This is a genomic window from Bradyrhizobium sp. SZCCHNRI20481 (assembly GCF_032485055.1).
Lineage (GTDB): Bacteria > Pseudomonadota > Alphaproteobacteria > Rhizobiales > Xanthobacteraceae > Bradyrhizobium.
Genome location: NZ_JAUEUE010000008.1, coordinates 37997 through 64338 on the forward strand (window position 1 = coordinate 37997; position 26342 = coordinate 64338).

Annotated in this window: 21 protein-coding genes; 6 read left to right on the forward strand and 15 right to left on the reverse strand. The window is 65.4% G+C overall.

All coding sequences use genetic code 11. The features are described 5' to 3' along the window. Window positions 1-127: 127 nt before the first annotated feature. Complete coding sequence (locus QX132_RS14700) at window positions 128-1624, reverse strand: CoA-acylating methylmalonate-semialdehyde dehydrogenase (protein WP_316161687.1); 1497 nt, start codon at window positions 1622-1624, stop codon at window positions 128-130. A 184-nt stretch (window positions 1625-1808) separates the two neighbouring features. Continuing rightward, window positions 1809-2465: a TetR/AcrR family transcriptional regulator gene (locus QX132_RS14705; protein ID WP_315739155.1), complete on the reverse strand. Its 657-nt coding sequence runs from the start codon at window positions 2463-2465 to the stop codon at window positions 1809-1811. A gap of 155 nt (window positions 2466-2620) precedes the next feature. On the opposite strand from QX132_RS14705, the gene QX132_RS14710 reads away from it, so the two are divergent. The 3 genes from QX132_RS14710 to QX132_RS14720 all read left to right on the forward strand — a co-directional run bounded on the left by QX132_RS14710 (window position 2621) and on the right by QX132_RS14720 (window position 6088). After that, window positions 2621-3391 carry an enoyl-CoA hydratase gene (locus QX132_RS14710; protein WP_315739154.1) on the forward strand — a complete coding sequence of 257 codons (771 nt, stop codon included), beginning with the start codon at window positions 2621-2623 and terminating at the stop codon, window positions 3389-3391. Window positions 3392-3530: 139 nt separating this feature from the next. Further along, entirely contained in the window at window positions 3531-4718 is a 1188-nt protein-coding gene (locus tag QX132_RS14715; RefSeq protein WP_315812316.1) for an acetyl-CoA C-acyltransferase, read from the forward strand. An 86-nt stretch (window positions 4719-4804) separates the two neighbouring features. Next, the gene (locus QX132_RS14720; RefSeq protein ID WP_315739152.1) at window positions 4805-6088 is read left to right on the forward strand and encodes an MFS transporter; all 1284 of its coding nucleotides are present in this window, start codon (window positions 4805-4807) and stop codon (window positions 6086-6088) included. 10 nt (window positions 6089-6098) lie between these two features. On the opposite strand, the gene QX132_RS14725 is transcribed toward QX132_RS14720, so the two are convergent. Together QX132_RS14725 and QX132_RS14730 are read right to left on the reverse strand one after the other, a co-directional pair. Then, window positions 6099-7658 (reverse strand): acyl-CoA carboxylase subunit beta, encoded by a 1560-nt coding sequence (locus tag QX132_RS14725; RefSeq protein ID WP_316161689.1) that lies wholly within the window; start codon window positions 7656-7658, stop codon window positions 6099-6101. After that, a complete protein-coding gene (locus tag QX132_RS14730) occupies window positions 7588-8574 on the reverse strand; it encodes an IclR family transcriptional regulator (protein WP_315739150.1) in 987 nt (328 codons plus the stop codon). The genes QX132_RS14725 and QX132_RS14730 overlap by 71 nt, the downstream gene beginning before the upstream one ends. 384 nt (window positions 8575-8958) lie before the next feature. On the opposite strand from QX132_RS14730, the gene glsA reads away from it, so the two are divergent. Continuing rightward, the gene (glsA, locus tag QX132_RS14735; protein ID WP_315776857.1) at window positions 8959-10818 is read left to right on the forward strand and encodes a glutaminase A; all 1860 of its coding nucleotides are present in this window, start codon (window positions 8959-8961) and stop codon (window positions 10816-10818) included. 674 nt (window positions 10819-11492) lie between these two features. Here the strand turns inward: glsA and QX132_RS14740 are convergent. The 4 genes from QX132_RS14740 to QX132_RS14755 form a co-directional block, all read right to left on the reverse strand. Beyond that, window positions 11493-11849 carry a Zn-ribbon domain-containing OB-fold protein gene (locus QX132_RS14740; RefSeq protein WP_316161691.1) on the reverse strand — a complete coding sequence of 119 codons (357 nt, stop codon included), beginning with the start codon at window positions 11847-11849 and terminating at the stop codon, window positions 11493-11495. After that, on the reverse strand, window positions 11846-12982 hold the full coding sequence (locus tag QX132_RS14745; RefSeq protein WP_316161693.1) for a thiolase family protein: 1137 nt from the start codon (window positions 12980-12982) through the stop codon (window positions 11846-11848). The genes QX132_RS14740 and QX132_RS14745 overlap by 4 nt, the downstream gene beginning before the upstream one ends. Window positions 12983-13247: 265 nt before the next feature. Further along, on the reverse strand, window positions 13248-14414 hold the full coding sequence (locus QX132_RS14750; protein WP_316161694.1) for an acyl-CoA dehydrogenase family protein: 1167 nt from the start codon (window positions 14412-14414) through the stop codon (window positions 13248-13250). A 4-nt stretch (window positions 14415-14418) separates the two neighbouring features. Continuing rightward, entirely contained in the window at window positions 14419-15624 is a 1206-nt protein-coding gene (locus tag QX132_RS14755) for a CoA transferase (protein ID WP_316161695.1), read from the reverse strand. 258 nt (window positions 15625-15882) lie between these two features. Here QX132_RS14755 and QX132_RS14760 point away from each other — a divergent pair, with 258 nt between their 5' ends. Further along, a complete protein-coding gene (locus tag QX132_RS14760; protein WP_315739144.1) occupies window positions 15883-16308 on the forward strand; it encodes a GFA family protein in 426 nt (141 codons plus the stop codon). A 656-nt stretch (window positions 16309-16964) separates the two neighbouring features. Here the strand turns inward: QX132_RS14760 and ybaL are convergent. Continuing rightward, window positions 16965-18713 (reverse strand): YbaL family putative K(+) efflux transporter, encoded by a 1749-nt coding sequence (ybaL, locus tag QX132_RS14765; RefSeq protein WP_316161696.1) that lies wholly within the window; start codon window positions 18711-18713, stop codon window positions 16965-16967. Window positions 18714-18877: 164 nt separating this feature from the next. Here ybaL and QX132_RS14770 point away from each other — a divergent pair, with 164 nt between their 5' ends. Then, on the forward strand, window positions 18878-19441 hold the full coding sequence (locus QX132_RS14770; RefSeq protein WP_315739713.1) for a DinB family protein: 564 nt from the start codon (window positions 18878-18880) through the stop codon (window positions 19439-19441). A 224-nt stretch (window positions 19442-19665) separates the two neighbouring features. Here the strand turns inward: QX132_RS14770 and QX132_RS14775 are convergent, their stop codons facing one another. From QX132_RS14775 to QX132_RS14800, 6 genes are all read right to left on the reverse strand, one after another. Beyond that, the gene (locus tag QX132_RS14775; protein ID WP_315739711.1) at window positions 19666-20223 is read right to left on the reverse strand and encodes a GNAT family N-acetyltransferase; all 558 of its coding nucleotides are present in this window, start codon (window positions 20221-20223) and stop codon (window positions 19666-19668) included. 160 nt (window positions 20224-20383) lie between these two features. After that, a complete protein-coding gene (locus tag QX132_RS14780; protein ID WP_316161698.1) occupies window positions 20384-21553 on the reverse strand; it encodes an acetyl-CoA acetyltransferase in 1170 nt (389 codons plus the stop codon). Between the two features lie 72 nt (window positions 21554-21625). Further along, window positions 21626-22609, reverse strand: a complete 984-nt coding sequence (gene denD, locus QX132_RS14785; RefSeq protein WP_316161700.1) for a D-erythronate dehydrogenase — start codon at window positions 22607-22609, stop codon at window positions 21626-21628. Window positions 22610-22828: 219 nt separating this feature from the next. Beyond that, complete coding sequence (locus QX132_RS14790) at window positions 22829-23737, reverse strand: carbohydrate ABC transporter permease (protein WP_315739708.1); 909 nt, start codon at window positions 23735-23737, stop codon at window positions 22829-22831. Further along, window positions 23734-24687, reverse strand: a complete 954-nt coding sequence (locus tag QX132_RS14795) for a sugar ABC transporter permease (protein WP_315739707.1) — start codon at window positions 24685-24687, stop codon at window positions 23734-23736. Before QX132_RS14795 ends, QX132_RS14790 begins: the two co-directional genes overlap by 4 nt. 268 nt (window positions 24688-24955) lie before the next feature. Continuing rightward, the gene (locus QX132_RS14800) at window positions 24956-26278 is read right to left on the reverse strand and encodes an ABC transporter substrate-binding protein (RefSeq protein WP_315739706.1); all 1323 of its coding nucleotides are present in this window, start codon (window positions 26276-26278) and stop codon (window positions 24956-24958) included. Between the last annotated feature and the right edge of the window lie 64 nt (window positions 26279-26342).

Here is a 26342-nt window from a genome sequence, read left to right on the forward strand (position 1 = left end):
TTCCTCATGCGCCGTCATTGCGAGGAGCCGAAGGCGACGAAGCAATCCAGACTGCCTCTGCAGAAATATCCTGGATTGCTTCGCTTCGCTCGCAATGACGAAGGAGAGAGTCCGAACGGACCCGACCTCACTTCATCAGCGGGATCGAGAACTCCGCGCCTTCCTTGACACCGGACGGCCAGCGCGAGGTGACGGTCTTGGTCTTGGTGTAGAAGCGGATCGAATCCGGACCGTGCTGGTTGAGGTCGCCGAAGCCGGACTTCTTCCAGCCGCCGAAGGTGTAGTAGGCGATCGGCACCGGGATCGGCACGTTGATGCCGACCATGCCGACATTGACCTTGGCCGCGAAGTCGCGCGCCGCGTCGCCATCGCGGGTGAAGATCGCGACGCCGTTGCCGTAATCATGCTCCGACGGCAGCGCCAGCGCCTCGGCGTAGTCCTTGGCGCGCACGACCGACAGCACCGGGCCGAAGATCTCCTCCTTGTAGATCCGCATGTCCTTGGTGACGTTGTCGAACAGACACCCGCCCATGTAGAAGCCGTTCTCGTAGCCCTGCATCTTGAAGCCGCGGCCGTCGACGGCGAGCGTCGCGCCTTCCTTGAGGCCAATATCGACATAATTCTTGACGCGCTCGACCGCCTCGCGGGTCACCAGCGGACCGAAATCGGCCGAGGGATCGACCGAGGTGCCGATCTTCAGGCTTTCAACGCGCGGGACCAGCTTCTCCATCAGCCGGTCGGCCGTGGTCTTGCCGACGGGCACGGCGACCGAGACCGCCATGCAGCGCTCGCCGGCCGAGCCGTAGCCGGCGCCGATCAGCGCATCGACCGCCTGGTCGAGATCGGCGTCCGGCATGATGATGGCGTGGTTCTTGGCGCCGCCGAAGCACTGGCAGCGCTTGGCGTGCGCAGCCGCGCGCTCATAGATGTACTGCGCGATCGGCGACGAGCCGACGAAGCCGATCGCCATGATGTCCGGATCCTCGAGGATGGCGTCGACCGCCTCCTTGTCGCCGTTGACGACATTGAGAATGCCCGCCGGCAGCCCGGCCTCGATCATCAGCTCGGCGAGCTTCATCGGCACGCCCGGATCGCGCTCCGACGGCTTGAGGATGAAGGCGTTGCCGCAGGCGATCGCGGGCGCGAATTTCCACATCGGAATCATCGCCGGGAAATTGAACGGCGTGATGCCGGCAACGACACCGAGCGCCTGGCGCATCGAATAGATGTCGATGCCGGGGCCCGCGCCCTCGGTGTACTCGCCCTTCATCAGATGCGGAATGCCGCAGGCGAACTCCGCGACCTCCAGGCCGCGCTGGATATCGCCCTTGGCGTCGGGGACGGTCTTACCATGCTCCCGCGCAAGCAGATCGGCGAGTTGGTCATAGTCGCGCTGGACGAGCTCGACGAACTTCATCATCACGCGGGCGCGGCGCTGCGGATTGGTCGCGGCCCAGGCCGGTTGCGCCGCCTTTGCGTTCTCGACAGCGGCACGGAGCTCGGCGCGAGAGGCCAGCGCGACCTTGGCCTGAACGTCGCCGGTCATGGGCTCGAAGACGTCGGCCGTCCGTCCAGACGTGCCCTTGACCTCTTTGCCGCCAATGAAATGACCGATCGAACGCATGGGGTATCCTCCGCAGGGGTAAGCAGTGCCGATTTGGCCGGCATCTTGCAGTCTTTGCGGCGTTTGGGAAGGGTCTAAGCGCTGCCCGGCGCTGCGAAAATGCCGCCCCTTCGCTCGGCCGGCACGATCACGGCAGGCCCTGCAGCGTGGCGCGCTGCGTCCACCATCCGAGCCGCGCGACGGATCAGCGCTTCGCGGCTGCCGCCTTCTTCACGGGCCTTTTCGCGGGCGCCCGCGCAGGGGCCCTCCCCGCCGGCCCGCCGCCGCTGGCGACAGCCAGCGCCACCTCGCGCCCGGAGCTCAGGATTTCGTCTGACAATTCGCCGCTGCCCATGAGTCGCGCCATCACGAGCGTCCCCATCAGCGTCGCGAGCATCGCCGAAGCCCGCCTTCGCGCAGTCTTGGCCGGCACGTCGCTGATGTACTCGGCGAACAGGGCGATCAGCTCTTCCAGCTTCGCAGCAAAGGCCTTGCGGGTCTTTGCGCTCTCGCGGGCGATTTCCGCTCCGAGCGCAGGAACCGCGCAGCCGTGACCGACATCGTCGCGATGAGCCGCGGACAGATAGCCGTCGACGATGGCCGCGAGTCGCTTCTGCGGCGGCAGTTGGTCCAGCAGCTTGCGCCAATGCTCAATCGAACGGTCGATCGCATAACCGAACGCCTCCACGACCAGCGCCTCGCGCGAATCGAAATGCGCATAGAAGCCGCCATGAGTCAGCCCGGCCTCCTTCATCAGGTCGGCAACCCCGACACCGTGAGCACCACGCTCGCGCAGCCGCACCGATGCCTTGCGCACGATCCGCGCGTGGGTTTCCGCCTTGTGTTCCGGAGAGTAACGCATTGCCGTCCCATTGAATGTCTGCGGTCATACAATAACAGTTCTGCGTCCTGCTGACTGCAGCTATTTGATGAATTCGAGTTGATCTAAATCAACTTCGCTGGCCTGATTTATTCCCGGCACACTCTCCCTTGCCCAGGAACCCGACGAGGACAACCATGGACATGCTCAATTCCCACTGCGGCGTGAGTCGTGACGGCCGCGGCGTGGTCCGGCTGACGATCTGCAATGCCGGTCCGCTCAATATTCTCGGTTCGGCGGCGATTCTCGACATAGAAGCCGGCCTGCAATCGCTCGCCGCCGAAGCCGGCATTCGCGTTCTCGTTTTGGCCGGCGAAAGCGGGAAGAGCATGATCGGCGGCGCCGACATCAAGGAGATGGCGACGCTCGATCAGGCTTCAGCGGAAACGTTCATCTCGCGACTTGCCGGGCTCTGCGATGCGGTGCGAAATTTTCCTGCACCCGTGATTGCGCGGATGCCAGGGTGGTGTCTGGGTGGCGGATTGGAGGTCGCAACGGCCTGCGATATCCGTGTCGCGGCACATGATGCCAAGTTCGGCATGCCCGAGGTTCGTGTCGGCATCCCCTCGGTCATTCATGCCGCGCTGCTGCCGCGTCTCATCGGATGGGGCCGCACGCGCTGGCTGCTGATGACGGCCGAGACGATCGACGCGCCGACGGCGCTCGCCTGGGGCCTTGTCGATGCCGTCGCCGCCGAGGGAGAGCTCGACATCGCGGTCGAGAAGGCCGTGGCATCCCTGCTCGCCTGCGGTCCCGAAGCGCTACGGACTCAGAAGGCTCTGCTGCGGCAATGGGAGGAGCTGCCGCTGAAGGAGTCCGTCGAGATATCGATCGGCGCCTTCGGACGGTCGTTCCTGACCGACGAGCCGAAACGGCTGATGCAGCAGTTCATCGACCGCAAGCGATAGCAAGTTTCTCCAAGTCTCGTCTCGCGGATCCCGGCAGTGTCGCGCTAACTTCACGACAAGTTCAGCGCGATTGCCGGGGTTTCCTTTTTCGCGATGTCATTATATGATGCTCATCATCTTTATCAAGGGAGAGCCTGTCATGGCCTCGTCCGATCCCGTCGTGATCCTGTCCGCTGCCCGCACTCCACTCGGCCGCTTCATGGGCGAGTTGTCGCCGCTGAGTGCGCACAAGCTCGGTGCGCACGTGATCAAATCCGCGCTCGAACGCGCCGCCGTTTCGCCTGATGCGGTCACGGAGGTTGTCATGGGCAACGTGCTTCCTGCAGGTCAGGGCCAGGCTCCGGCGCGGCAGGCGGCACGGGGCGCCGGCCTGCCCGATGCCACGGGCGCCACCACCATCAACAAGGTCTGCGGCTCTGGAATGAAGGCCACGATGCTGGCGCACGATATCATCCAGGCCGGTTCTGCCGACCTCGTCGTGTCCGGTGGCATGGAAAGCATGAGCAATGCGCCGTATCTGCTGACCAAGGCGCGCGGCGGCTATCGCGCCGGGCATGATCGTATCCTCGATCACATGATGCTGGACGGCCTGGAGGACGCCTATGAGACCGGACGCTCGATGGGCGATTTTGGCGAGGCGACGGCCGAGGCCTATCAGTTCACCCGCGCCGACCAGGATGCCTACGCCGTCGAGACGCTGACGCGTGCGCGCAGGGCGGTCGAGAGCGGCGCGTTCAAGGCCGAGATCGCGCCGATCACGCTCGTCGAGAAATCCGGCGCACGCCTGGTCGTCAATGACGAGCATCCGCTCAAGGTCGATCCGGCGAAGATCCCGGCGCTGAAGCCGGCGTTCCGCAAGGACGGCACTATCACGCCCGCGGCGTCCTCTGCGAACGCGGATGGTGCCGCGGCGCTCGTGCTCGCCAAGCGCTCGCGTGCGGACCGTGACGGGCTGCCCATCATCGCGGAGATCAAGGGCCACGCCACGCACAGCCAGGAGCCGCAATGGTTCACGACCGCGCCGATTCCGGCGATCAGGAAGCTGCTCGACAAGGTCGGCTGGCGGGTGGAGGATGTCGACCTGTTCGAGATCAACGAGGCGTTTGCGATCGTCGCGATGGCCGCGCAGCGCGACCTTGGCATTGCGCGTGACCAGCTGAACGTCAACGGCGGCGCCTGCGCGCTGGGCCATCCCATCGGCGCCACCGGCGCGCGGCTGATCGTGACGCTGCTGCATGCGATGCAGGCCCGCGGACTAAAGCGCGGCGTGGCGTCGCTATGCATCGGCGGCGGCGAGGCGACTGCGATCGCCGTAGAGCGACCTTGATGTCCTGAAACGAGGGAACTTAGCCATTTATGTCGTTGAGGCGTCCTGGCAGAATGGCGCGAAATCCCCATCGAACTGAGAAGCACATGATCTCGAACCGGCTCGCGGCAGCACTCGAACGGCGCAATATCCACTATGGCTGGATCATGGTGGCCGTAACGTTCTTCACGGCCCTGGTATCGGCCGGCACGGTGGGAGCACCCGGCGTGTTCATCGTGCCGCTCCAGCAGGAGTTCGGCTGGAGCACCGCGGAGATCTCCTCGGCACTGTCGATCCGCTTCGTGCTGTTCGGGCTGATGGCCCCCTTCGCCGCCGCCCTGCTCAACCGCTACGGTCTGCGCAACATCACGCTTTTGGCCCAGTTGATCGTCGTGACCGCACTGCTTTCGTCGTTGGCGATGACCCATGTCTGGCACCTCGTGCTGCTGTGGGGCGTCGTGATCGGCATCGGCACCGGCATGACCGCGCTGGTGCTGGGCGCCACCATCGCGACGCGCTGGTTCGTCGCGCGCCGCGGCCTCGTCGTCGGCATCCTCACCGCCAGCGTCGCCACCGGACAGCTGGTGTTCCTGCCGCTGCTCGCCAGCCTCACCGAGCGGCTTGGCTGGCGCGTCGCGCTCGGGCTCATCTGCGTCATGCTCGGCGTTTCCGCCACCGCCGTGCTGCTGCTGATGCGCGATCGCCCGAGCGATCTCGGCCTGCGTCCCTTCGGCGACAAGGGCACCGACCCGATCGCCGCCCCCGCGCCCGTCACCACACCGATCCTCGCCGCCGCGCTCGGCACCCTCCGCGATGCGGCGCGCGCACCGGTGTTCTGGATGCTGTTCGCGACCTTCTTCATCTGTGGCGCCTCGACCAACGGCCTCGTCCAGGTCCATCTGATCCCGATGTGCCTCGACTTCGGCATTCCGCAGGTGCAGGCGGCGAGCCTGCTCGCCGCGATGGGCATGTTCGACTTCGTCGGCACGATCGTCTCGGGGTGGCTGTCGGACCGGTATGACAATCGCTGGCTGTTGTTCTGGTACTACGGCTTGCGCGGGCTCTCGTTGCTGTTCCTTCCATTCACCGACTTCTCTTTCTATGGCCTGTCGCTGTTCGCGATGTTCTACGGCCTCGACTGGATCGCCACCGTGCCGCCGACGGTGCGGCTGACCGCGCAGCGGTTTGGGGCCGAGCGGGCCAATCTGGTGTTCGGCTGGGTGTTCGCCGGACATCAGCTCGGCGCCGGCACCGCCGCGTTCGGCGCCGGCCTGTCGCGCACTCTGTTGCAGAGCTACCTGCCGGCGTTCTTCACGGCGGGCGCACTGTGCATCGTCGCCGCGCTCCTGGCGCTGGCGATCGCGCGGCAGGCGAAGCCCGCCGCGGCTTAACATCAGCGGCTCACGGCCGCGTCGTCATCGCCGTGGGCGGCCCGGGCGTGCGCAGCGGCTCGGCAAGGCGCGCAAACTCGCACAGCAGCGCGCGCGTCTTGCGCGGGTCGATGATCTCCTCGACCCAGAACTTCTCGGCCGAGCGGAACGGCGAGCGCAGCTTGTTCAGCCGATCCTCGATCTCCTTGAGCTTGGCTTTCGGGTCGGGCGCGGCGTCGATCTCGGCGCGATAGGCCGCCTCGATGCCGCCTTCGAGCGGCAGCGAGCCCCAATAGGCCGACGGCCAGGCGTAGCGGATCGAGAACCGGTCGGCTGGCTGATGCACGACACCGGCGACGCCGAAATTGTTGCGCACGATCACCGTGCACCACGGCACCGTCGTCTGATTGACGGCGGCCATCGCGCGCACGCCATGGCGGATGGTCGCCGCCTTCTCCGCCTCGAGCCCGACCATGAAGCCGGGGCAATCCATCAGGTAGACGATCGGCAGATGGAAGGTCTCGGCGAAATCGACCCAGCGGATCACCTTCTGGCAGGCATCCGCGGTCCACGAGCCGCCATAATGATAGGGATCGCTCGCCAGCACCATCACCGCGCGGCCTTCGAGACGCGCGAGGCCGATGATGATCGGACGGCCATAGTTCTGCGTCACCTCAAAGAACGAGCCGTTGTCGACGACGGACTCGATGATCGGCCGCATCTTGTAGACGCGCCGGCGATCCCGCGGCACCGCGCTGATGAGCTGCTCGTCGACACGCTGCGGGTCATCGGTGCAGGGCAAGGTCGGCGGCAGCTCGTAGACCGACGATGGCAGGTAGGACAGGAAGCGCCGCGCGCAGGCGAACGCCTCCGCCTCGGTGTCCACCGCATGATCGACGCCGCCGGCGCGGGTCTGGATGTCGGCGCCACCGAGCTCCATCTTGCCGAGGTCCTGCCCCAGCCGCTTCACGACCGGCGGGCCGGCGACGAACATCGCCGACTGCTTGGTCATCACCGAGTAGTGGCTCGCCGCGAGCCGCGCCGCGCCTAGCCCTGCGACCGAGCCGAGGCCGAGCGCGACCACGGGCACCAGCGACATGTTCTCGGTCGTGTAGCGGTACCAGCGATTGCCGCCGATGCCGCCAGGCAGGTTGGCCGCGCCCTTGGTCTCGATCGTCTTGACCGAGCCGCCGCCGCCGGAGCCCTCGATGATGCGGATGATGGGCAGACGGAAGTCGTGCGCCATCTCCTCCGCCATCAGCGGCTTGGCGGCGATCGATGCGTCGGCCGAGCCGCCGCGCACGGTGAAGTCATCCCCGACCACGACGACGGTGCGGCCGTCGATGCGGCCGCGCCCGAACACGCAATTGGCGGGCGTCACATGCGTGAGCTCGCCCTGCTCGTCATACTCGCCGATCCCTGAGACCGCGCCGATCTCGTGGAAGCTGCCGGGATCGACGACGCCGTCGATGCGCTCGCGAACGGTGAGGCGGCCCTGGTCGTGCTGACGCTTGACCTTGTCAGGCCCGCCCATCTCCCGCGCGAAGGCCTCGCGCCGGGCCAGTTCCTCGAGCTCCGGCTGCCAACTCATTCGTTCCCCCTGCCCCGGTGATGGTCTTGTTCTTATGGTTGGTCTTCGCGTTCACCTGGAGCGGCTTTCTGTCCATCCGGCTGTTGAAGACGTCGGCTTCCGCGCCCTGCAGCAGCGCGGCGATGCTGCGGCCGAGCTCGCGCATCGGCTGGGCGACCTCGTCGTGCAGCCGCTGCTCGTCGTACATCGCCGACAACAGGCCGATCGTGAGCACGACATAAGTCTGGTATTGCGGCGACCACAGCGGCAGCGCGACGCCATTGATGTGCGGACTCCACAGGCCGCAGGCTACGACGTAGCCATGCTCCTTGAGAAACTGTCTGTTGTGCTCGAGGCGTGGCCGCAGCAGCTTGGCCGCGTCCGGCATCTCGCGCTCCATCTCGGCCAGCAAGGCGTCGCCGACCTCCGGCTCGAGCGCGGCGACATAGGCATGACCGGCCGCGGTCGAGGCCATCGAGATGCGGCTGCCCGTGGTCTCATGCAGGCCGAGCGCATTAGCGGCGCGGCCGAACTCCAGATAGACGAGGTGGAAGCGGTCGGGAATGACGAAGCCGACGGTGCCGGGCAACTGCTCGGCGACGTCCTGCAGCCGCTGCCGGATCAGATTGCGCAACTGCAAGCCTCTGGTCATCGACGTGCTCATCGCCACGGCGCTCGGGCCGATGCGGTATTTCTGATCGCGCGGCAGGTAGACCAGCTGGCCCATGCGCGTCAGCGTGTGCGTCAGCCGCGACACCGTCGACCGCGGCAGGCCGCAGCGGTTGGAGATTTCGAGATTGCCGAGCCGCGCCTCGTGCCCCTCGAAACAGCGAAGCACGTCGAACGCCCGCGACACCACTTGAATGACCTCGCCCTCACCGGCGAGATCTCCGGGCAGCATGCTGCTCCTGCTCAATCGCTCAGACCGTCGTCCCATGCGTTTCCCACCAATTCCGTCATGCGGAATGATATTCCGCTTATTGAACAAGCTAACCCAGCCGTTTTGCCGTCACAACAGTAGACCGTCTCTAAAAGCCGCCGTTCTTCAGCGTGTTGGCACAAGACTCGGCATCCTTAGACAACGGCCAGCGGTATGCGGGCGTGACGACCGTCGCCGGTTCCAAAGCGCGGTACCGCAGCGCTGGCTTTCGATCGGCATCGCCCCCGCGCATGGCGACACGGAGCGGTCATCGCGCCCGCAAACCCGCTCAATCGGTGAGCAACGGCAACATTTGACCAGCGTTGCGACAAGTGTGGGCTGGCTGCGCCCTCGCGGCTGCGACATAACCAGCGCGAGACCTTGTTCCCGCCGAGCCTTCCCATGACCACCCACCCCCGGCCGATCCGACATCCGCAGCATTGGGCGACGGCCGCGATGCCGCCGCTGCAGCGCTTCCTGTCGGCCTGCCATGCCGACTTCTGGCCTGACCACGACGGCGCGGTCGCGAACTACATTCCCGAACTCGGCAAAGCCGACCCGGCGCATTTCGGCATCAGCCTCGCCACGCTCGACGGCCATGTCTATGAGGTCGGCGACAGCCGCGTGCCGTTCACGATTCAATCGATGTCGAAACCGTTCGTGTTCGCGCTGGCGCTCGATACGCTCGGCTCCGACGAGGTCGAACGCGTGATCGGCGTCGAGCCGTCGGGCGACCCCTTCAATTCGATCCGGCTCAATGCGGAGAACCACCCGTTCAATCCGATGGTCAATGCCGGCGCGATCGCCTGCAGCGGCCTGATCCGCAGGGCACGGCACGACGACGCCTTCGAGACCATCCGCGATGCGCTCGGCCGCTTCGCCGGCCGCAAGCTCGATGTCGACGACGCGGTGTTCGCATCGGAAGCCGCCACCGGTGATCGCAACCGCGCGATCGCCTATCTGCTGCGGACGTCCGACGTCATCAGGGAGCCTGTCGACGACGTGCTCGCGGTCTACTTCAGGCAATGCGCCGTGCTCGTCACAGCGCGCGACTGCGCGATCATGGCGGCCACGCTCGCCAATCGTGGCGTCAATCCGGTCACCGGCGAGCAGGTGGTGACGCCCTATGCGGTGTCGCGCACGCTGTCGGTGATGACCTCGTCGGGCATGTATGACTTCGCCGGCGAGTGGATCTACCGCGTCGGCATTCCCGCCAAGAGCGGCGTCGGCGGCGGCATCCTGGCAAGCCTGCCGGCACGGCTCGGGCTCGGCAGCTATTCGCCCAGGCTCGACGGTCACGGCAACAGCGTGCGCGGCATCAAGGTCTGCGAGGCGCTGTCGGCGCATTACGGCCTGCACATGCTGAACCGTTCCGACGATGCGCGCACCACGATCATCGCCGACTACGACATCGGCGCCAACCCGTCGCGACGCAGCCGCCGCGCTCAGGAGCGCAACATCCTCACCGCCCATCCCGACGCGGTGCGCGTGCTCGAGCTGGTCGGCACGCTGTCCCTTTCCAGCGTCGACTACGTCTCGCGCCAGCTTGCGGCGAGCACGCGACCGCAATTCGTCATCGTCGACCTCCACCGCGTCACCGCGATGACACAAGCAGGCCTGCGCCTGCTCTCCGAGCTGTTTCACGAGCTCGCCGACTTCCACGTCACCGTCGTGCTGTCGGGCATCCGCCGCAGCTCGCCGGAATGGCAGGAGATCGCGGCCCGTACCGGCGACAGCAAGAACGTGCGCGACTTCTACCTGCTCGACACCGCGATCGAATGGGCCGAGGACCAGATCGTCTATCGCTATGGCGGCGCCATCGATTTCCTCGAAACCACCGAGCTCGCCGAGCAGCCGCTGCTCGCGGGGCTCTCCGCGGACGAGCGCCATGAGCTCGCGGCACTGGCGATCATCCGGCACTATCGGCAGGGCGAACGCATCCTTGCGGCCGGCGATGCTGCGGCCTCGCTGTTCTTCCTGCGCTCCGGCGTCGTCCACGTCACCCTGCCCGACGGCATCCGGCTCGCGACGCTGACGGCAGGGCAATGCTTCGGCGAGATGGCACTGCTGGAGCCCGTGCGCTCCGCCGACGTCGTCGCGGATTTCTCGGCCACCGCTTTCGAGATCTCGCTGGTGGATTTCGAACGTTTCCGGGTGCGACATCCGAAAGCCGGCGAGCGGATCATGCGCAATCTGGCGCAGCTGTTGGCCGAGCGTCTGACTGTCGCCAATGCGCGGCTCAATTTGCTCGCGGCAGACTGATCTCAGTGCGTCGAAGTCCGTCATCGAAGTGTCGCACGCGGTCGAAGCAAACAATTACTCAAGGTTGCAATCCACAGTAACTAACGGCTTTCGGTCGATAATTCGCATCACTCGTATTTGTACGGGCTCGCCTAAACGTTACCGGGACTCGGTCGCAGGACAACCATAAGCGAGCCCAATTCACGCCGCATTACCCGACGATGTTCTGAACCGTCGATGAACGCCGAGTGGGGACTCGCGAAGCGAACGTCGAAGTGGGGTGTTCCGAGTAAAATTCCAGCCGACGTAGCGTGTGTATTTGCGCCACGGAGAGTCGTGTCCAGTGTCCAGGGAGGAACGGCATGAAGGAAGCCACTAAGAGGGCAACGTCGGAGGCACTCGCGCATATGCTGGCGGTGACGTCCATGATCGTCATCGCCAGCGTCCTGTTCTACGGGCGATGAAGGGCTGTCTGGAGGTTCTGCGTCGCAGTTTCTTCATCGCCCGTAGGTAGGAATGTGAGCTTGATTGCTCACGCGAACGACCGAGTAGAGTTGCGTTTGAGTTGGTGAGCGTAGCGTAACAGTTTTGCGTCAATCGCGCGGCGATCCGGGTCGGGACGAATTTGTCATGCGTATCGTCCCGCCTCGGCCGCCTGCGCTTGGCGTGTCCAGTCATAGCGCGGCGCTCCATCGTCATTTCGCCTTCCCGAAGTAAGGCACCGTGCCGCCTGCAAAGGCGACGAAGCGCGCCTCGACCGAATCGCCGATCGCAAGTTCGTGGTCGCCATGGGCCATCATGCGAAAGCCCTCGCGCATATCCACCAGCACGATGTTGTAGGGCACATGCGCGCGCGTCTCTGGAGCCGCGGCCCGGCAGACCAATGATGCCGCATAGATGGTGCCTTCGCCGGTCGCCGCGTGATCGGTGAGCGCAAGCGAGCCGCAAGCCGCGCAGAAGTCGCGGCGGAAATACTGCAGGTGGGCGCAGCGCGCACAGCGCTGAAAGCGAATCGCTGCAACACCCCTGGTCCAGTCGGCCGATTCGCTCATCGCACCCGCTCCCAGAACATGCTGACATGCGACGACAGCACGCCGCCATCGCCGTGCAGCAAGGTCAGCGTGGCGTCGCGCACCTGACGGTGACCCGCCCGCTCCGTCATCTGCAGATGTGCCTCGCTGAGATGCGCCATCGCGCCGCCGACGCCGCAATGGCCATAGCTCAAGAGTCCGCCATGGGTGTTGAGAGGCACCGCGCCGTCACGGCTGAAATTCCCGGCCCTGACCCGCGCCGCAGCCTCGCCGCGGCCGGCGAGCCCAAGGTCTTCGAGCAGCATGCACAGCGTGATCGTGAAGCTGTCATAGACCGCGGCGTAGTCGACGTCGGCGATCTCGATGCCTGCGGCCGCCTTGGCCTTTTTGATCGCGATTTCGGCGCCGAGCTCGCTCAGGGCCGGCGCCGCCGTGACGTGCTGATGCGTGTGCGCCTGGGCGCAGCCGCGCACGCGCACCGCTGTCGCTCCGGTCGGCTCGCGGCTGATGATGATGGCGGCGCCGCCGTCGGAGACCGGACAGCAGTCGAGCAGCTTCAGCGGCCGCGCCACCGGCTTCGATGCCATGACGTCCGCGATGGTGATCGGCTCATGGAATTGCGCGCCGGGATGATCGAACGCATGCGTGCGCATCAGCACGGCGAACTCGGCGAGGTCATGCTCGGTGACGCCGTATTCGTGCATGTAGCGCGAGGCGACGAGGCCGTAATAGGCAGGGATGGTCGGCCCCAGCGGCAACTCGTAGTCGGGATGGCCGACTTGCGCCAGCGCCTGGATCGAGGCGTCGCGGCTCTGCCCGGTCAGGCGGTTCTCGCCGGCGACCACGAGCATGTGCTTGACCACGCCGGCCTCGACCAAATGATGCGCCAGCATTGCCATCGCGAGCCCGGTGGCGCCGCCGACCTGGACGGCGTGAGCATAGGACGGCGTGAGGCCGAAATGCTCGGCGAACACGGTCGCGAGCATGATGTGCGGCGACACCGTGGAATAGCCACACAGGATGCCGTCGATGTCGCGCCGCCTCAGCCCGGCATCGTCGAGCGCGAGCTGCGCGGCCAGGCTCATGAGATCGAGCGAGGAGCGGCCGTCGTGCCGGCCGAAGGATGTCAGGCCAGTGCCGGTGATATAGGTCATCGCGCCACGCCCTCCGCCGTCATTCCGGGGCATCGCGCAGCGATGAACCCGGAATCTCTAGCTGAGAAACGAATGCGCAAAACAATCTCGAGATTCCGGGTTCGCGACTTCGTCGCGCCCCGGAATGACGGCCACACAACGAATCTTTGCTGGGTACCCCCCTCCCTGCCCCTCCCCCACAAGGGGGGAGGGAATGCAGGCAGCGTTCGTCCCTGACAGCTGAATGGTTCATCATCTCAATACCGGCTCGTCCCACTACGACATCTCAATACGACTTGGGCAGGCCGAGGACCTTCTCGGCGATGAAGGACAAAATCAGTTGCGGGCTGATCGGGGCGATGCGGGGGATCAGGGATTCGCGCAGGTAACGCTCGACATGATACTCGCGCGCGTAACCGAAGCCGCCATGGGTCATCACCGCCTGCTCGCAGGCGTGGAAGCCGGCCTCTGCCGCGAGATATTTCGCGGCGTTGGCGGCCGGGCCGCACGCCATGCCCTGGTCGTATTGCCAGCCGGCCTGCAGCACCATCAGCCAGGCGGCCTCCAACTCCATCCAGTTCTTTGCCAGGGGATGCTGGATGCCCTGGTTCTGGCCGATCGGGCGATTGAACACGTTGCGCACCTTTGCATAGGCCGACGCGCGCGACAGTGCGAGATGGCCGAGCCCGACAGCCTCCGCGGCAATCAGGATGCGCTCCGGATTCATGCCGTGCAGGATGTAGTCGAAGCCGCGCCCCTCCTCGCCCAGGCGATCCTCGGCCGGAATCTCGAAATCCTCGAAGAACAGCTCATTGGAGTCGACCGGCTTGCGGCCCATCTTCTCGATCTCGTGGACCTTGATCCGATTGCGATCGAAATCCGTGTAGAACAGGCTGAGCCCATGGGTCGGCCGCTTCACCTCCTCTAGCGGCGTCGTGCGCGCCAGCAGCAGGATCTTCTCGGCGACCTGCGCGGTCGATATCCACACCTTCTGGCCGTTGACGATGTAGCGGTCGCCCTTGCGCACGGCGCGGGTCTTGAGCTGGGTGGTGTTGAGGCCGGTGTTGGGCTCGGTCACCGCGAAGCAGGCCTTCTCGCTGCCATCGACGATGCCCGGCAGCATCCGCGCGCACTGCTCTTTGGTCCCGAACACGACGACCGGATTGAGCCCGAACACGTTCATGTGGATCGCCGAGGCACCGGACATGCCGGCGCCGGATTCGGCGATGGTGCGCATCATGATCGCAGCATCGAGAATGCCGAGGCCGGAGCCGCCAAACTCCTCGGGGATGCAGATGCCGAGCCAGCCAGCCTCGGCCAAGGCCCTGTGGAAGTCGGCAGGAAAGCCGCCGTCCTTGTCCTTCTTCAGCCAGTAGGCGTCGTCGAAGCGAGCGCAGATTTTGGCCACCGCATCACGGATCGATTCCTGGTTGGCGGAGAGCGCGAAATCCATCGTCTCACTCCCTGGCTGGCGCCGGCGTGGTCACGCCGTCGCGGATCATCGCGGCGATCTCCTCGTCCGAAAATCCAAGCTCGTGCAGGATATCAGCGCCATGCTCGTTCGGCCGTGCCGCCAGACGCTGCGGCTCGGCCTTGGTCTCTGACCAGGTCGCCGAGACGCGGGTGCTGCGGATCGGACCTTCGGTCGGATGTTCGACCACGGGAAAGAAATCGGTCGCCACGAGGTGCGGATCGTTCAGCAGGCTTTCGAGATCGTGCATCGGCATGACCGGAATATCGGCGTCGTCCAGCAGATCGGTCCATTCGGCCGTGGTGCGGGTCTGGAAGATGCGCGCTAGCTCGGCATAGACGAAATCGATGTTGGCGGCACGTCTGGCAAAGCTGTTGAACCTGTCATCCGCGCGCAGGTCGGTGCGGCCGGACGCGGTGAAGAATGCGTCCCATTGCTTGTCGTTGTAGACGATCACGCAGATATGGCCGTCGGCGGTCTTGTAGGGCCGGCGGTCGGGCGACAAATGCCGCGCATAGCCGCCCTTGTCGAGCGGCGGCTCGTAGGTGAGCCCGCCCATGTGGTCGCCCATGATGAAGGCCGACATGGTCTCGAACATCGGCACGTCGAGGCGCTGGCCGCGCCCGGCGCGGTCGCGATGCACGAGGCTGGCGCAGATGGCGCCGACCGCCGTCAAGCCGACGATGCGGTCGACCAGCGCATTGGGCACATAGCGCGGCGTGCCGTCACCGGCGACCGCCATCAGATGCGACAGCGCCGCCCCGCCCTGGATCAGGTCGTCATAGGCCGGTTTGGCCGCATAGGGACCATCCTGGCCGAAGCCGAACACACCGGCATAGACCAGCCGCGGATTGAGCGCGGAGACCACGTCATAGCCGAGGTTCAGCCGCGCCATCGCCTGCGGCCGGATGTTGTAGAGAAGGACGTCGGCGTCCTTGATGAGCCGCAGCGCGGCCTCGCGTCCCCTGGGCTTCTTGAGGTCGAGGCAGATCACGCGCTTGCTGCGGTTGGTATTGAGATAGACCGGCCCCATGCCCGGATGATGCCACGGGCCGATCTTGCGGGTGACGTCTCCTTCCGGCGATTCCACCTTGATGACGTCGGCGCCATAGTCGCCGAGCGTCTGGGCGGCATACGGCCCCATCAGCACGGTGGTCATGTCGATGACCTTGATGCCCGCAAGCGGTCCCATCGTGGCGTCGGCTCCCTCGATCCTTGTTGTCGCCAGAGCTAACGGCACCTGATGTTCCCTAGCAAGCGGGCCTGCGGGTATGGGGCCATGCGTCTGATCCCCCGCCGCAACATTCCGTGTCGCGGATCACGGACGAGGACCGCTGCGCTGCACCAGATGTTCCCTGCAGCGAGCTGCATTCTAGGATTCCATTTCAACGTTCAGGTGTGTCAGCATGCCGGTCCAACATCCAGAACACACACGAGGGAGAACGCTCTCATGACGCTCTATCAGGGCAAATGCTTCTGCGGCACGGTCGAGATCGAGGCCGACGGCGAGCCGGAGGCAATGGGCTATTGCCATTGTTCGTCGTGCCGGTCCTGGTCGGCCGGCCCGGTCAACGCCTTCACCCTGTGGAAGCCACAGAGCGTGCGGGTGACAAAGGGCGCCGATGCGATCGGCACCTACCACAAGACCGACATGAGCTACCGCAAGTACTGCACCAAGTGTGGCGGACATCTGATGACCGACCACCCGCCGCTCGGCATGATCGACGTCTATGCCGCGACGATTCCGACGCTGAAGTTCACGCCCGGCGTGCACGTCAACTACGCGGAAACGGTGCTGCCCATCAGGGACGGCCTGCCGAAGCTGAAGGATTTCCCGGCCGAGTTCGGCGGCTCCGGCGAGATGATGCCGGAGTAAGGCAAGGTCTGCTTCCAGCAACCACGCGAGCATCAGGGGCCTCGCGACAGGATCTGTCCGAGCTGTGCTGATCGAAGCCGCCCCCTTCGAAACAGAGGGCGCAGGGAAGGCCGGGTGCCGACTGGCACCCGTGGCCCCCGTGCGAAAGAAAGCACTGGGAGAGAACCACAGGTTCAGCCGGACCGACCCGGCCTTCCCTGCGCGATGGTTTTCACGCTTACTTCGCGATCTCCTCGGTGCACCGGCTTTTGGCCACCGTCGCCGTTGGGATCATCATGCCCCTTAGGCTTGGCATCAGCGTCGGGATGCCGGGACCACGCGACTTCACGTCCGCGCCATGCCGTTCGTCCGCGCAGACAAGCTACGCTGCGACACGTCGCGGCCACCGCCTCCCTGCCTCAACGTTCGTGACGATCGCGAAGCGCCCCTCGTGGCGAAGCAGGATGGCGGGAGTGAAACATATTTTCTGTAAAAACGAAACACGAATATTTTTCGCGCGGGGACTGGACAGGGCAAATCAGCCTGAAGGCACAAGCGAAATTCGCCGCTCGACGCAGCCACAGGCCCGTAGCCCGGATGAGCGAAGCGATATCTGGGGTCACACGAGCTGTGCGTATGAACCCGGGTGTCGCTTCGCTCACCCGGGGCTGCGCGTTCTACGCCTGGACCTGCCCCCCCTCCGCCGTCCGCTCCGGCGCCAGCTCGGGGGCGGCGTCGGGTGGCCTCGTATCCAATTCCTCGATCATGCCGCGCGCGATCTCGCGCTCGCCCATGATGACCTTGTCGGCGCCCAGCGACTTGAGATGATCGACCTCGGCATCGGAATGCGCCCGCGCCACGATGTGCAGCGCCGGATTGGCGGCGCGCGCCTGCTCGACGATCTGTCCGGCCTCGAACGCCTCGGGGATGGCAATGACCAGCGCATGCGCAGCCGTTGGGTTTGTCGCCCGCAGCACGTTGCTGCGGGCGGCGTTGCCTGTGATGGTCTCAACGCCGGCGCCTTTCAGTTGCTTCGGGATGTCCTCCGACGTCTCCACCACAAGGAACGGATGCCCGCGCTGCTGCAGCGCCTCGCCGACGAGGCGTCCGACGCGGCCATAGCCGACGATGATCGTGTGCTCGGTCAGTTGCGTCACCGGGATCTCGGCCGGCGGTGTTGCGGCCGGCGTTGAGGCATCGGCGCGGCGGCGCTCCAGCCGCGGCAGCAGCCAATCGAGCGCGGCGAACATCAGCGGATTGAGCATGATCGAGATGATGGCACCGGCCAGGATCAGGTCGCGGCCCGCTTTCGGCAGCAGGTTCGAGGCACCGCCGATCTCGGCGAGGATGAAGGAGAACTCGCCGATCTGGGCGAGGCTCGCGGAGATCGTCAGCGCCGTCGACGTGGGATGGCGGAATGCGATCACGATCAGGAACGCGGCAACCGACTTGCCGAACAGGATGATGAACAAGGTGGCGAGCAGCGGCCAGGGCTCGCGGATGACGCTTCCCGGATCGAACAGCATGCCGGCGGAGACGAAGAACAGCACCGCGAAGGCATCGCGCAGCGGCAGCGACTCCTGCGCGGCGCGCTGGCTCAGCGGCGACTCGCCGAGCATCATGCCGGCGAAGAAGGCGCCTAGCGCGAGCGACACGCCGAACAGTTTTGTCGATCCGAAGGCGACGCCGAGCGCGATCGCGAGCACGGCGAGGCGGAACAGCTCGCGCGAGCCGGTGTGGGCGATGTAGTGCAGGATCCACGGGATCAAGCGGCGGCCGACCAGCAGCATCACCGCCATGAACACGCCGATCTTGACGAAGGTCAGCAGCAGCACGCCGGTTAGCCCGAGGCCGAAGCGGGCGGCGAGCGGATCGGCGGCGGCGACGTCGCCATTGCCGTTCTGCAGGCTGGCAAAGGCCGGGATCAGCACCAGCGCCAGCACCATCGCGAGATCCTCGACGATCAGCCAGCCGACCGCGATGCGGCCACGCTCGGTGTCCATCAGCCGCCGCTCCTGCATTGCGCGCAGCAGCACCACGGTGCTGGCGACCGAGAGCGCGAGACCGAACACGAGCCCCCCGCCGATCGACCAGCCCATCGCCCAGCTCAAGGCCATACCCATCAGGGTCGCCACAGTGATCTGCACGATCGCGCCGGGCACGGCGATGGCGCGCACCGACATCAGGTCCTTGAGCGAGAAATGCAGGCCGACGCCGAACATCAGGAGAATGATGCCGAGCTCGGCCAGTTCGGTCGCCAGCGCCTGGTCGGCGACGAAGCCCGGCGTGAACGGACCGACGGCAACGCCGGCGAGGAGGTAGCCGACCAGCGGCGGGAACCGGAACCGCTGCGCGAGCGCTCCGAAGACGAAGGCCAGTCCAAGGCCGGCGACGATGGTCGCGATGAGGGGTGTGTCGTGCGGCATCTCAACTTGTTGCACAGGAGGCGCAGCGATGCACCGCGACCAATTGTGGCAGAGTTCCGCAACGCGCATGGGGATGGTGCACGGATGGCTGCGGAAATCGGTGGTGAATGGCGTGATCAGTTCCGTATGATCTGAAGCGAGCCATCACGGGGTGCCCTGTCCCAATGCCCGCCGATCTCGTCCAGACCTTTCGCGCCTTCGCCTATAACAATGCATGGGCCAATCACCGGCTGCTGACCGCCTGCGGCCAGCTCAGCGCCGAGGATTTCGCCGCCGAGCGCACCGGCTTTTTCCCCAGCCTGCAGCGGACGCTGAACCACATCTACATCATCGATCTGTTCTACATCGATGCGCTGGAAGGCGGCTGGCTCGGCCCGATGGCGTGGCAGAACGAGGTGCCGTTCCCGCGCCTGGCCGATCTTGCGAAGGCGCAGAGCGCGATGGACCGCCGGCTGATTGCGTTCTGCGAGGCGCTGACACCGGCGCGGCTCGACGTGAACGTACGCATCAACCGCGAGAGCCGCGTGCAGAACGAGCGCTGCGACCGCCTCCTGCTGCATCTGTTCCAGCACGACATCCACCACCGCGGCCAGGCGCATGCCATGCTGTCGAGCACGTCGGTGAAGCCGCCGCAGCTGGACGAGTTCTTTCCGGCGGATGACGCCTCGTTCCGGACGAAGGATTTTGCCGAGCTCGGCTTCAGCGAGGAAAAGGTCTGGAAGCCGTAGCCCGGATGAGCGCAGCGACATCCGGGGTCACACGAGCTGTCGCGATGGACCCGGATATCGCTGCGCTCATCCGGGCTACCAGAATGGCACCCTGGGGTGGGCAAAGGCGCTGCCGCGCTCTCTCCACGCATGCGCTCGCAATGGCGCCGTGCCCACCATCCTGCTGATGCGCACGCCGCCCGACGGTGGGCACGCTGCCGCCTTCGGCGGCCGCTTTGCCCACCCTACCGCATCTCGCTCTTGGCCCACATCTCGCGTGGCAGCCGGTACATCACCTGCCGGCGCAGCGGACTGTCCGCCTCGACCCGCGGATGATCGAAATCGGACGCTTCGTCGCGGATCATGCCGAGCTTGCGCATGACGTTCTGCGAGGCGTGATTGGCCGGCGCGGCATAGGCGATGATCTCATCAAGGCCGAGCTCATCGAAGCCGAACGCGAGCGACGCGCGCGCTGCCTCCGTCGCGATCCCCTGCCCCCAGGCCGCGCGCGCCAGCCGCCAGCCGATCTCGACCGCCGGCGTGAACGGCGCGTCGAAGGTGACGCGGAACAGACCGGTGGCGCCGAGGAAAGTGCCGGTGGCGCGGTCTTCGACCACCCAGAAGCCGAAGCCGTGCGCGGCCTGATGGGCGATCTGGAAATCGATCCACCGGTCCGAGTCCTGCCGCGTTGGCAGCGCGCGGAGGAATTGCATCACGGCCGGATCGGCGGACATCGCCGCGAACGGCGCCCGGTCCTCGTCGCGCCACTCGCGCAAGGTCAGACGTTCGGTGGAGATGATCATGATAGGCAATCGGACCAGCGAATGACAAAGAGCTTCCGCATCGCGGAAGCTCTCCTGTATCACCGTCATTGCGAGGAGCGCAGCGACGACGCAATCCAGGGCAGCATGCTCGGCCCTGGATTGCGTCGCTTCGCTCGCAATGACGGAGGATGGACCTCGCCTACTTCGCCGGCTCCAGGATCGAGACGTAGTTCGCGACCGCCGCACCGCCCATGTTGAAGATGCCGCCGAGCTTGGCGTTGGGGAGCTGCATGCCCTCGGGCGCCGTGCCGGTGAGCTGCATCGCGGTCATCACGTGCATGGAGACGCCGGTGGCGCCGATCGGGTGGCCCTTGGCCTTGAGGCCGCCGGACGGATTGACCGGCAGCTTGCCGTCCTTGAGCGTCCAGCCTTCCTTGATGGCGCGGGCGCCCTGCCCTTTCGGGGTCAGGCCCATCGCTTCGTACTCAATCAGCTCGGCGACGGTGAAGCAGTCATGGGTCTCGACGAAGGAGAGATCGGACAGCGTGACGCCCGCCTTCTCCAGCGCGCGCTGCCAGGCCACCGTGCAGCCTTCGAAGGCAAGGATGTCGCGCTTGCTCATCGGCAGGAAGTCCTGCGCGTGCGCGGTGGCGCGGACGGTCACGGCCTTGGCGAACGACTTTGCCGTCTCGCTGTCGGCCAGCACCAGCGCGGCGGCGCCGTCGGACACCAGCGAGCAATCGGTGCGCTTCAGCGGACCGGCGACATAGGGGTTCTTCTCGCTCTCGGAGCGGCAGAACTCGAAGCCGAAATCCTTGCGCATCTGCGCAAAGGGATTGGCGACGCCGTTCTTGTGGTTCTTGGCCGCGATCAGCGCCAGCGCGTCCGACTGATCGCCGTATTTCTGGAAGTAGCCCTGCGCGATCTTGCCGAACACGCCGGCGAAGCCGCCGACGGTGTCGCCATCCTCCGGCAGGTACGAGGCCTTGAGCAGGTTCTTGCCGATCTCCGGCCCGGGCGTGCGGGTCATCTGCTCGACGCCGACGACCAGAACGATCTTGGCGGCGCCGGCGGCGATGGCGCGGATACCCTGGTGCACGGCGGCCGAGCCCGTGGCGCAGGCGTTCTCGACCCGCGTCGCCGGCTTGAAGCGCAGCGCGGGGTCGGCCTGCAGCACCAGCGATGCCGTGAAATCCTGCGGCGAGAAGCCGGCGTTGAAATGGCCGAGCACGATCTCGTCGACGTCGCCGGCCGAGATTCCGGCATCCGCGATCGCCTCGTTGGCGACCTTGACGACGAGGCTCTCGACGGTCTCGGCGTCGAACTTCCCGAACGGCGTATGCGCCCATCCGACGATGCTGGCGGTCATGCTCTCTCTCCCGACTATCTCCCTGCTCAAATGGCGCTTCGCGCCATTTGAGTCCAGAGGCTGGTGGCGTTCTCAGGCCACGAACTTACCACCGAGTTCGTCCTCGATGTGAATCCGGATGATGTCGTCGAAGGTCTTTTCTTCCGTGGTGAAGCCGAGTTCGCGGGCCCGCTTGGCCTCGAAATTCCGCGGCCAGCCGTCGACGATGCCGATGATGAAGGGATCGGGAACCCGCTTGATGCGAGCCGCGACGTTGTCACCAGCGACGCGCCGGAGCGCGGCAATCTGCTCGCCCACCGTCGCCGACAGGCCGGGCATGGTGAGGTTGCGGCGCGGACCAATCTTGCCGGTGTCCATGGTCGCGGCATGCAGGAGGAAGCCGACCGCCGAGCGCGGCGTGGCGTGCCAGTGCCGGACGTCCTCGGACACCGGCAGCACGGCCTCCTTGCCGGCCAAGGGCTCGCGCAGGATGTTGGAGAAGAAGCCGGAGGCGGCCTTGTTGGGCGCGCCGGGGCGGATGCAGATGGTCGGCAGGCGGATGCCGACGCCGTCGAAGAAGCCGCGGCGGCTGTAATCGGCCAGCAGGAGCTCACCGATCGCCTTCTGGGTGCCGTAGCTGAGCAGCGGCGCATTGACGAACTCGTCGCCGATCGCGTCGGGGAACGGCGCGCCGAACACCGCGATCGAGGAGGTGAAGACGAGGCGCGGCTTGTAGCCGTCGCCGATCAGCCTGACCGCGTCGAACAGCATCCGCGTGCCGTCGAGATTGATGCGGTAGCCCTTGTCGAAATCGAGCTCGGCCTCGCCGGAGACGATCGCAGCGAGATGGAAGATCACGTCCGGACGCGCGGCGACCAGCTTCTCGGCAAAACCTGCGACGGCGAAATCGCCGGCGATGGTCTCGACCGCGATGGACGTATCGGGCTTCGCCGGCGCCACGATGTCCTGCAGCGTCATGCGGGTGATGGCGCTGTCGCCGAGGCGGCCGTCGCGCACGAGCCGCTCGACCAGCTTGCGTCCGACCATGCCGGCGGCGCCGAGAACGAGAATATGCAAGGGAGTGCTCCTTCAAAATGTAGGGTGGGCAAAGGCGCATAGCGCCGTGCCCACCGCAGCACCGGGTGATGCCGGACGACGGTGGGCACGCTTCGCTTTGCCCACCCTACGAAAACTGGTCGTCATTGCGAGGAGCGAAGCGACGAAGCAATCCAGAGTCTTCTCCATAGCTCTGGATTGCTTCGCTGCGCTCGCAATGACGGAACACGCGAATCTCGCCTACTCCTTCACCGCGCCGGTCATCGCCGACACATAATGCTCGACGAAGAAGGCGTAAAGGATCACGAGCGGCAGCGAGCCGACCAGGGCGCCGGCCATCAGCGATCCCCATTTGTAGATGTCGCCGTCGACGAACTCGTTGACGATGGCGACCGGCACCGTCTTGTTCGGCGTCGACTGCAGGAAGGTCAGGGCATAGATGAACTCGTTCCAGCACAGCGTGAACGAGAAGATGAAGGCCGAGATCAGGCCGGGCACCGCGAGCGGCACCACGATCTTGACCAGGATCTGCCAGCGGCTGGCGCCGTCGATCAGGGCGCATTCCTCGAGCTCGAACGGGATCGTCTTGAAGTAGCCCATCAAGAGCCAGGTCGAGAACGGGATCAGCAGGGTCGGATAGACCAAGATCAGCGACAGCGGCGAGTCGAACAGCCCGTAGGCCTGGATCACCGAGGCCAGCGGGATGAACAGGATCGACGGCGGCACCAGATAGGCGAAGAAGATCAGCACGCCGACGGTGTCGGCGCCCTTGAAGCGCAGCCGCACGATCGCATAGGCCGCGAGCACGGAGGCGAAGATCGACAGCGTGGTCGCGCCGACCGCGACATACATCGTGTTCCAGAGCCAGCGCGGATACTGCGTCTCGAACAGCAGCTTGGAGATGTGCTTGAAGGTCGGATGCACCACCCAAAACGGATTGTACTTCTCCATGTCGATCAGTTGCTCGTCGGGTTTGATCGACGTCAGCCCCATCCAGTAGAACGGGAACAGCAGCACCACGAGGATGATGAACAGCGGCAGATACAGCGTGATCAGCCGGCGCGGCAGCGACTCCAGGTAGCTCATGCCCTCGGATTCGTCGGAGCCGGCCGTGGTGGGCGCCTTGGCGTGCAGCGTGGTGTCGGTCATTGGTCGGATCCTTGCTGCCATTTGCGCCGTTGCATGCCGAACCAGGAGATCGCGATCGCCGCCATCAGGAACGGGATCATGGCGGTCGCGATCGCGGCGCCCTCGCCGAGCCGTCCGGAGATGATGCCGCGCTGATAGCTTAGCGTCGCCATCAGGTGGGTGGCGTTGACGGGGCCGCCACGGGTGAGTGCCCAGATCAGCTGGAAGTCGGTAAAGGTGAACAGCACCGAGAAGGTCATGACGACTGCGATGATCGGCGTCAGCAGCGGATAGGTGATGAAGCGGAAGCGCTGCCAACTGGTGGCGCCGTCGAGCGTGGCGGCCTCATAGAGCGAGGGTGACACGGTCTGCAGGCCGGCCAGCAAGGTGATGGCGACGAACGGCACGCCGCGCCAGATGTTGGCGATGATGACGGAGGCACGCGCCCAGTTGGTGTCACCGAGAAAGTTGATGTTCTGAGTGATGACCCCGAGCTTGATCAGCGACCAGGAGATGATCGAGAACTGCGAATCGTAGATCCACCAGAACGCGATCGCCGACAGCACGGTCGGCACGATGAAGGGGATCAACACGATGGCGCGGATCATGGCCTTGAACGGCATGTGCCGGTTCAGCAGCAGCGCGAGATACAGGCCGATCGCGAATTTGATGGCGCTCGCCACGATCGTGTAGAGCAGCGTGTTGAACACCGACAGCCAGAAGATCGAGTCGTCCCACAGCCATTCGTAGTTCTCGACCCCGACGAAGACGCCGGTGCGGCCGATCTTCTCGTCGGTGAAGCTCATCCAGACGCCGAGCCCCAGCGGATAGGCCAGGAACAGGATCAGGAAGGCCGCCGCGGGCAGCATGAACCACAGCGCAATGACGTTGCGGTTGGTCTTGATGCGCACCCATGCCGAGGGCTCGCCGACGGCGGCGCCTCGCGGCAACGAGGTCTGAATGGTACTCATGGGTCGAGCAGCTCCCTTCGAACCGTAGGGTGGGCAAAGCGTAGCGTGCCCACCGGCGTTCGGGACGGATAGAAAAGTCGTTCCGTCATTGCGAGCGAAGCGAAGCAATCCAGGGCCGAGCAAAGAGACTGGATTGCTTCGTCGCCTTCGGCTCCTCGCAATGACGACAGTCTGCAACCCGTATGGTGGGCACGGCGCGCGATAGATCGCGATCTCTCGATTCGATCTCGGCGCGCCTTTGCCCACCCTACAAGGTCGGCGATCTTCCTCAGCGGAAGATGCGCTTGGCGGAGCGCTCGGCGCTCGCCATCGCCGTCTTCACGTCCTCGCGGCCCGTGCAGTAGTTCGCGAACATGTCGACCAGGACGAAGTCGGCGATCGCGGCCGCAGCCGCCTCGCCGAGCTTGCCGAGGCCGGCCGGCGTGGTCGCGGTCGCCGCGACCTCACGATACGGCGTGTTCTTCGGATCGACCGTCCAGATCGGGTTGGCGTCGTAGCCTTTGAGGAAGTGCGACAGATAGCCCTGCGCCGCCTCGATCCACGGATTGAACTGCTCCGGCTCCAGCAGGAAGGCGGTGAACGCCTTGCAGGTCTGCGGGTACTTGGAGAAGTTGAACACCAGGATCGGGAAGCCCAAATGCATCTCGCGGGTCTTGCCGTCGAGGCCGGGCGGCAGATGCGCGTGGTTCATGTCCTCGGCGATCTGCGGCGCCTCCTTCTTGGCGGTGACATAGATCGAGATGCCGTTGACGGTCGCGTAGAGCTGGCCGGCGAGGAACGCCTTGTTGTTGGACGAGTCGTTCCAGGATGCGGTGCCCGGCACGAAATTGTCGTACAGGCCCTTGACGTATTCGAGCGCCTTGGCGGTCTCAGGCGAGTTGATGACGACCTTGTTGTCCTTGTCGATCAGATTGCCGCCATGCGCCCATAGCGCCCAGTGCACCCAGCCATTGGCGTCGCCCGAGGCGTGGCCGAGCGCCATGCCGCCCGGGGTGCCGTTCTTGTTCATCGCCTTGAAGAACTCGGACAGGCCGGCGAGATCCTTCGGGAACTGCTTGAAGCCGGCCTTCTCGGCCGCCGAGATGCGGTAGTTGACGAGGCCGCCGGTGGCGGCCACCGGGATGCCGATCCACTTGCCGTCGAGCATGCCATAGGCCTTGCCCGAGTCGGTCCAGCCGCCGCACTTCTTGCCGAGGTAGTCGGCGACGTCGGTCATGTCGACGCACTTGTTGGAGAACAGGAAGGGCAGCGTGTAGAGGCCCCACACCATGTCGAGCCCCTGCCCCGTATTGGCCGCGACCGAGGCCTTGGGCTGGACGTCGTCATAGGATTCGTTGGAGACGTTGATGGTGACGTTGTTGGCCTTCTGGAAGGCGTCGACGATCTTCATGAAGGCCACGTCCTCGGCCTCGACGAAGCGCTTCCAGCGCATCATGTTGATCTTGGCGCCGGGCTCCGGCTTGAAGGGCGAGGTCTGCGCCCAGGCCTTGGCGTAGCCGAGCAGGTCCTCGGCCGACATGGTCGCGGCAGCCGCCAGCAAGGTCGCGCCGCCCTTGAGCAGAGACCGTCGATCGGTGGGGAAATGAGCCATCTGAAGTTTTCTCCCGTTGAGTATTTTGCTTGTTTTGCTTGTTGTCAGTTCCGCGCCGTGCGGC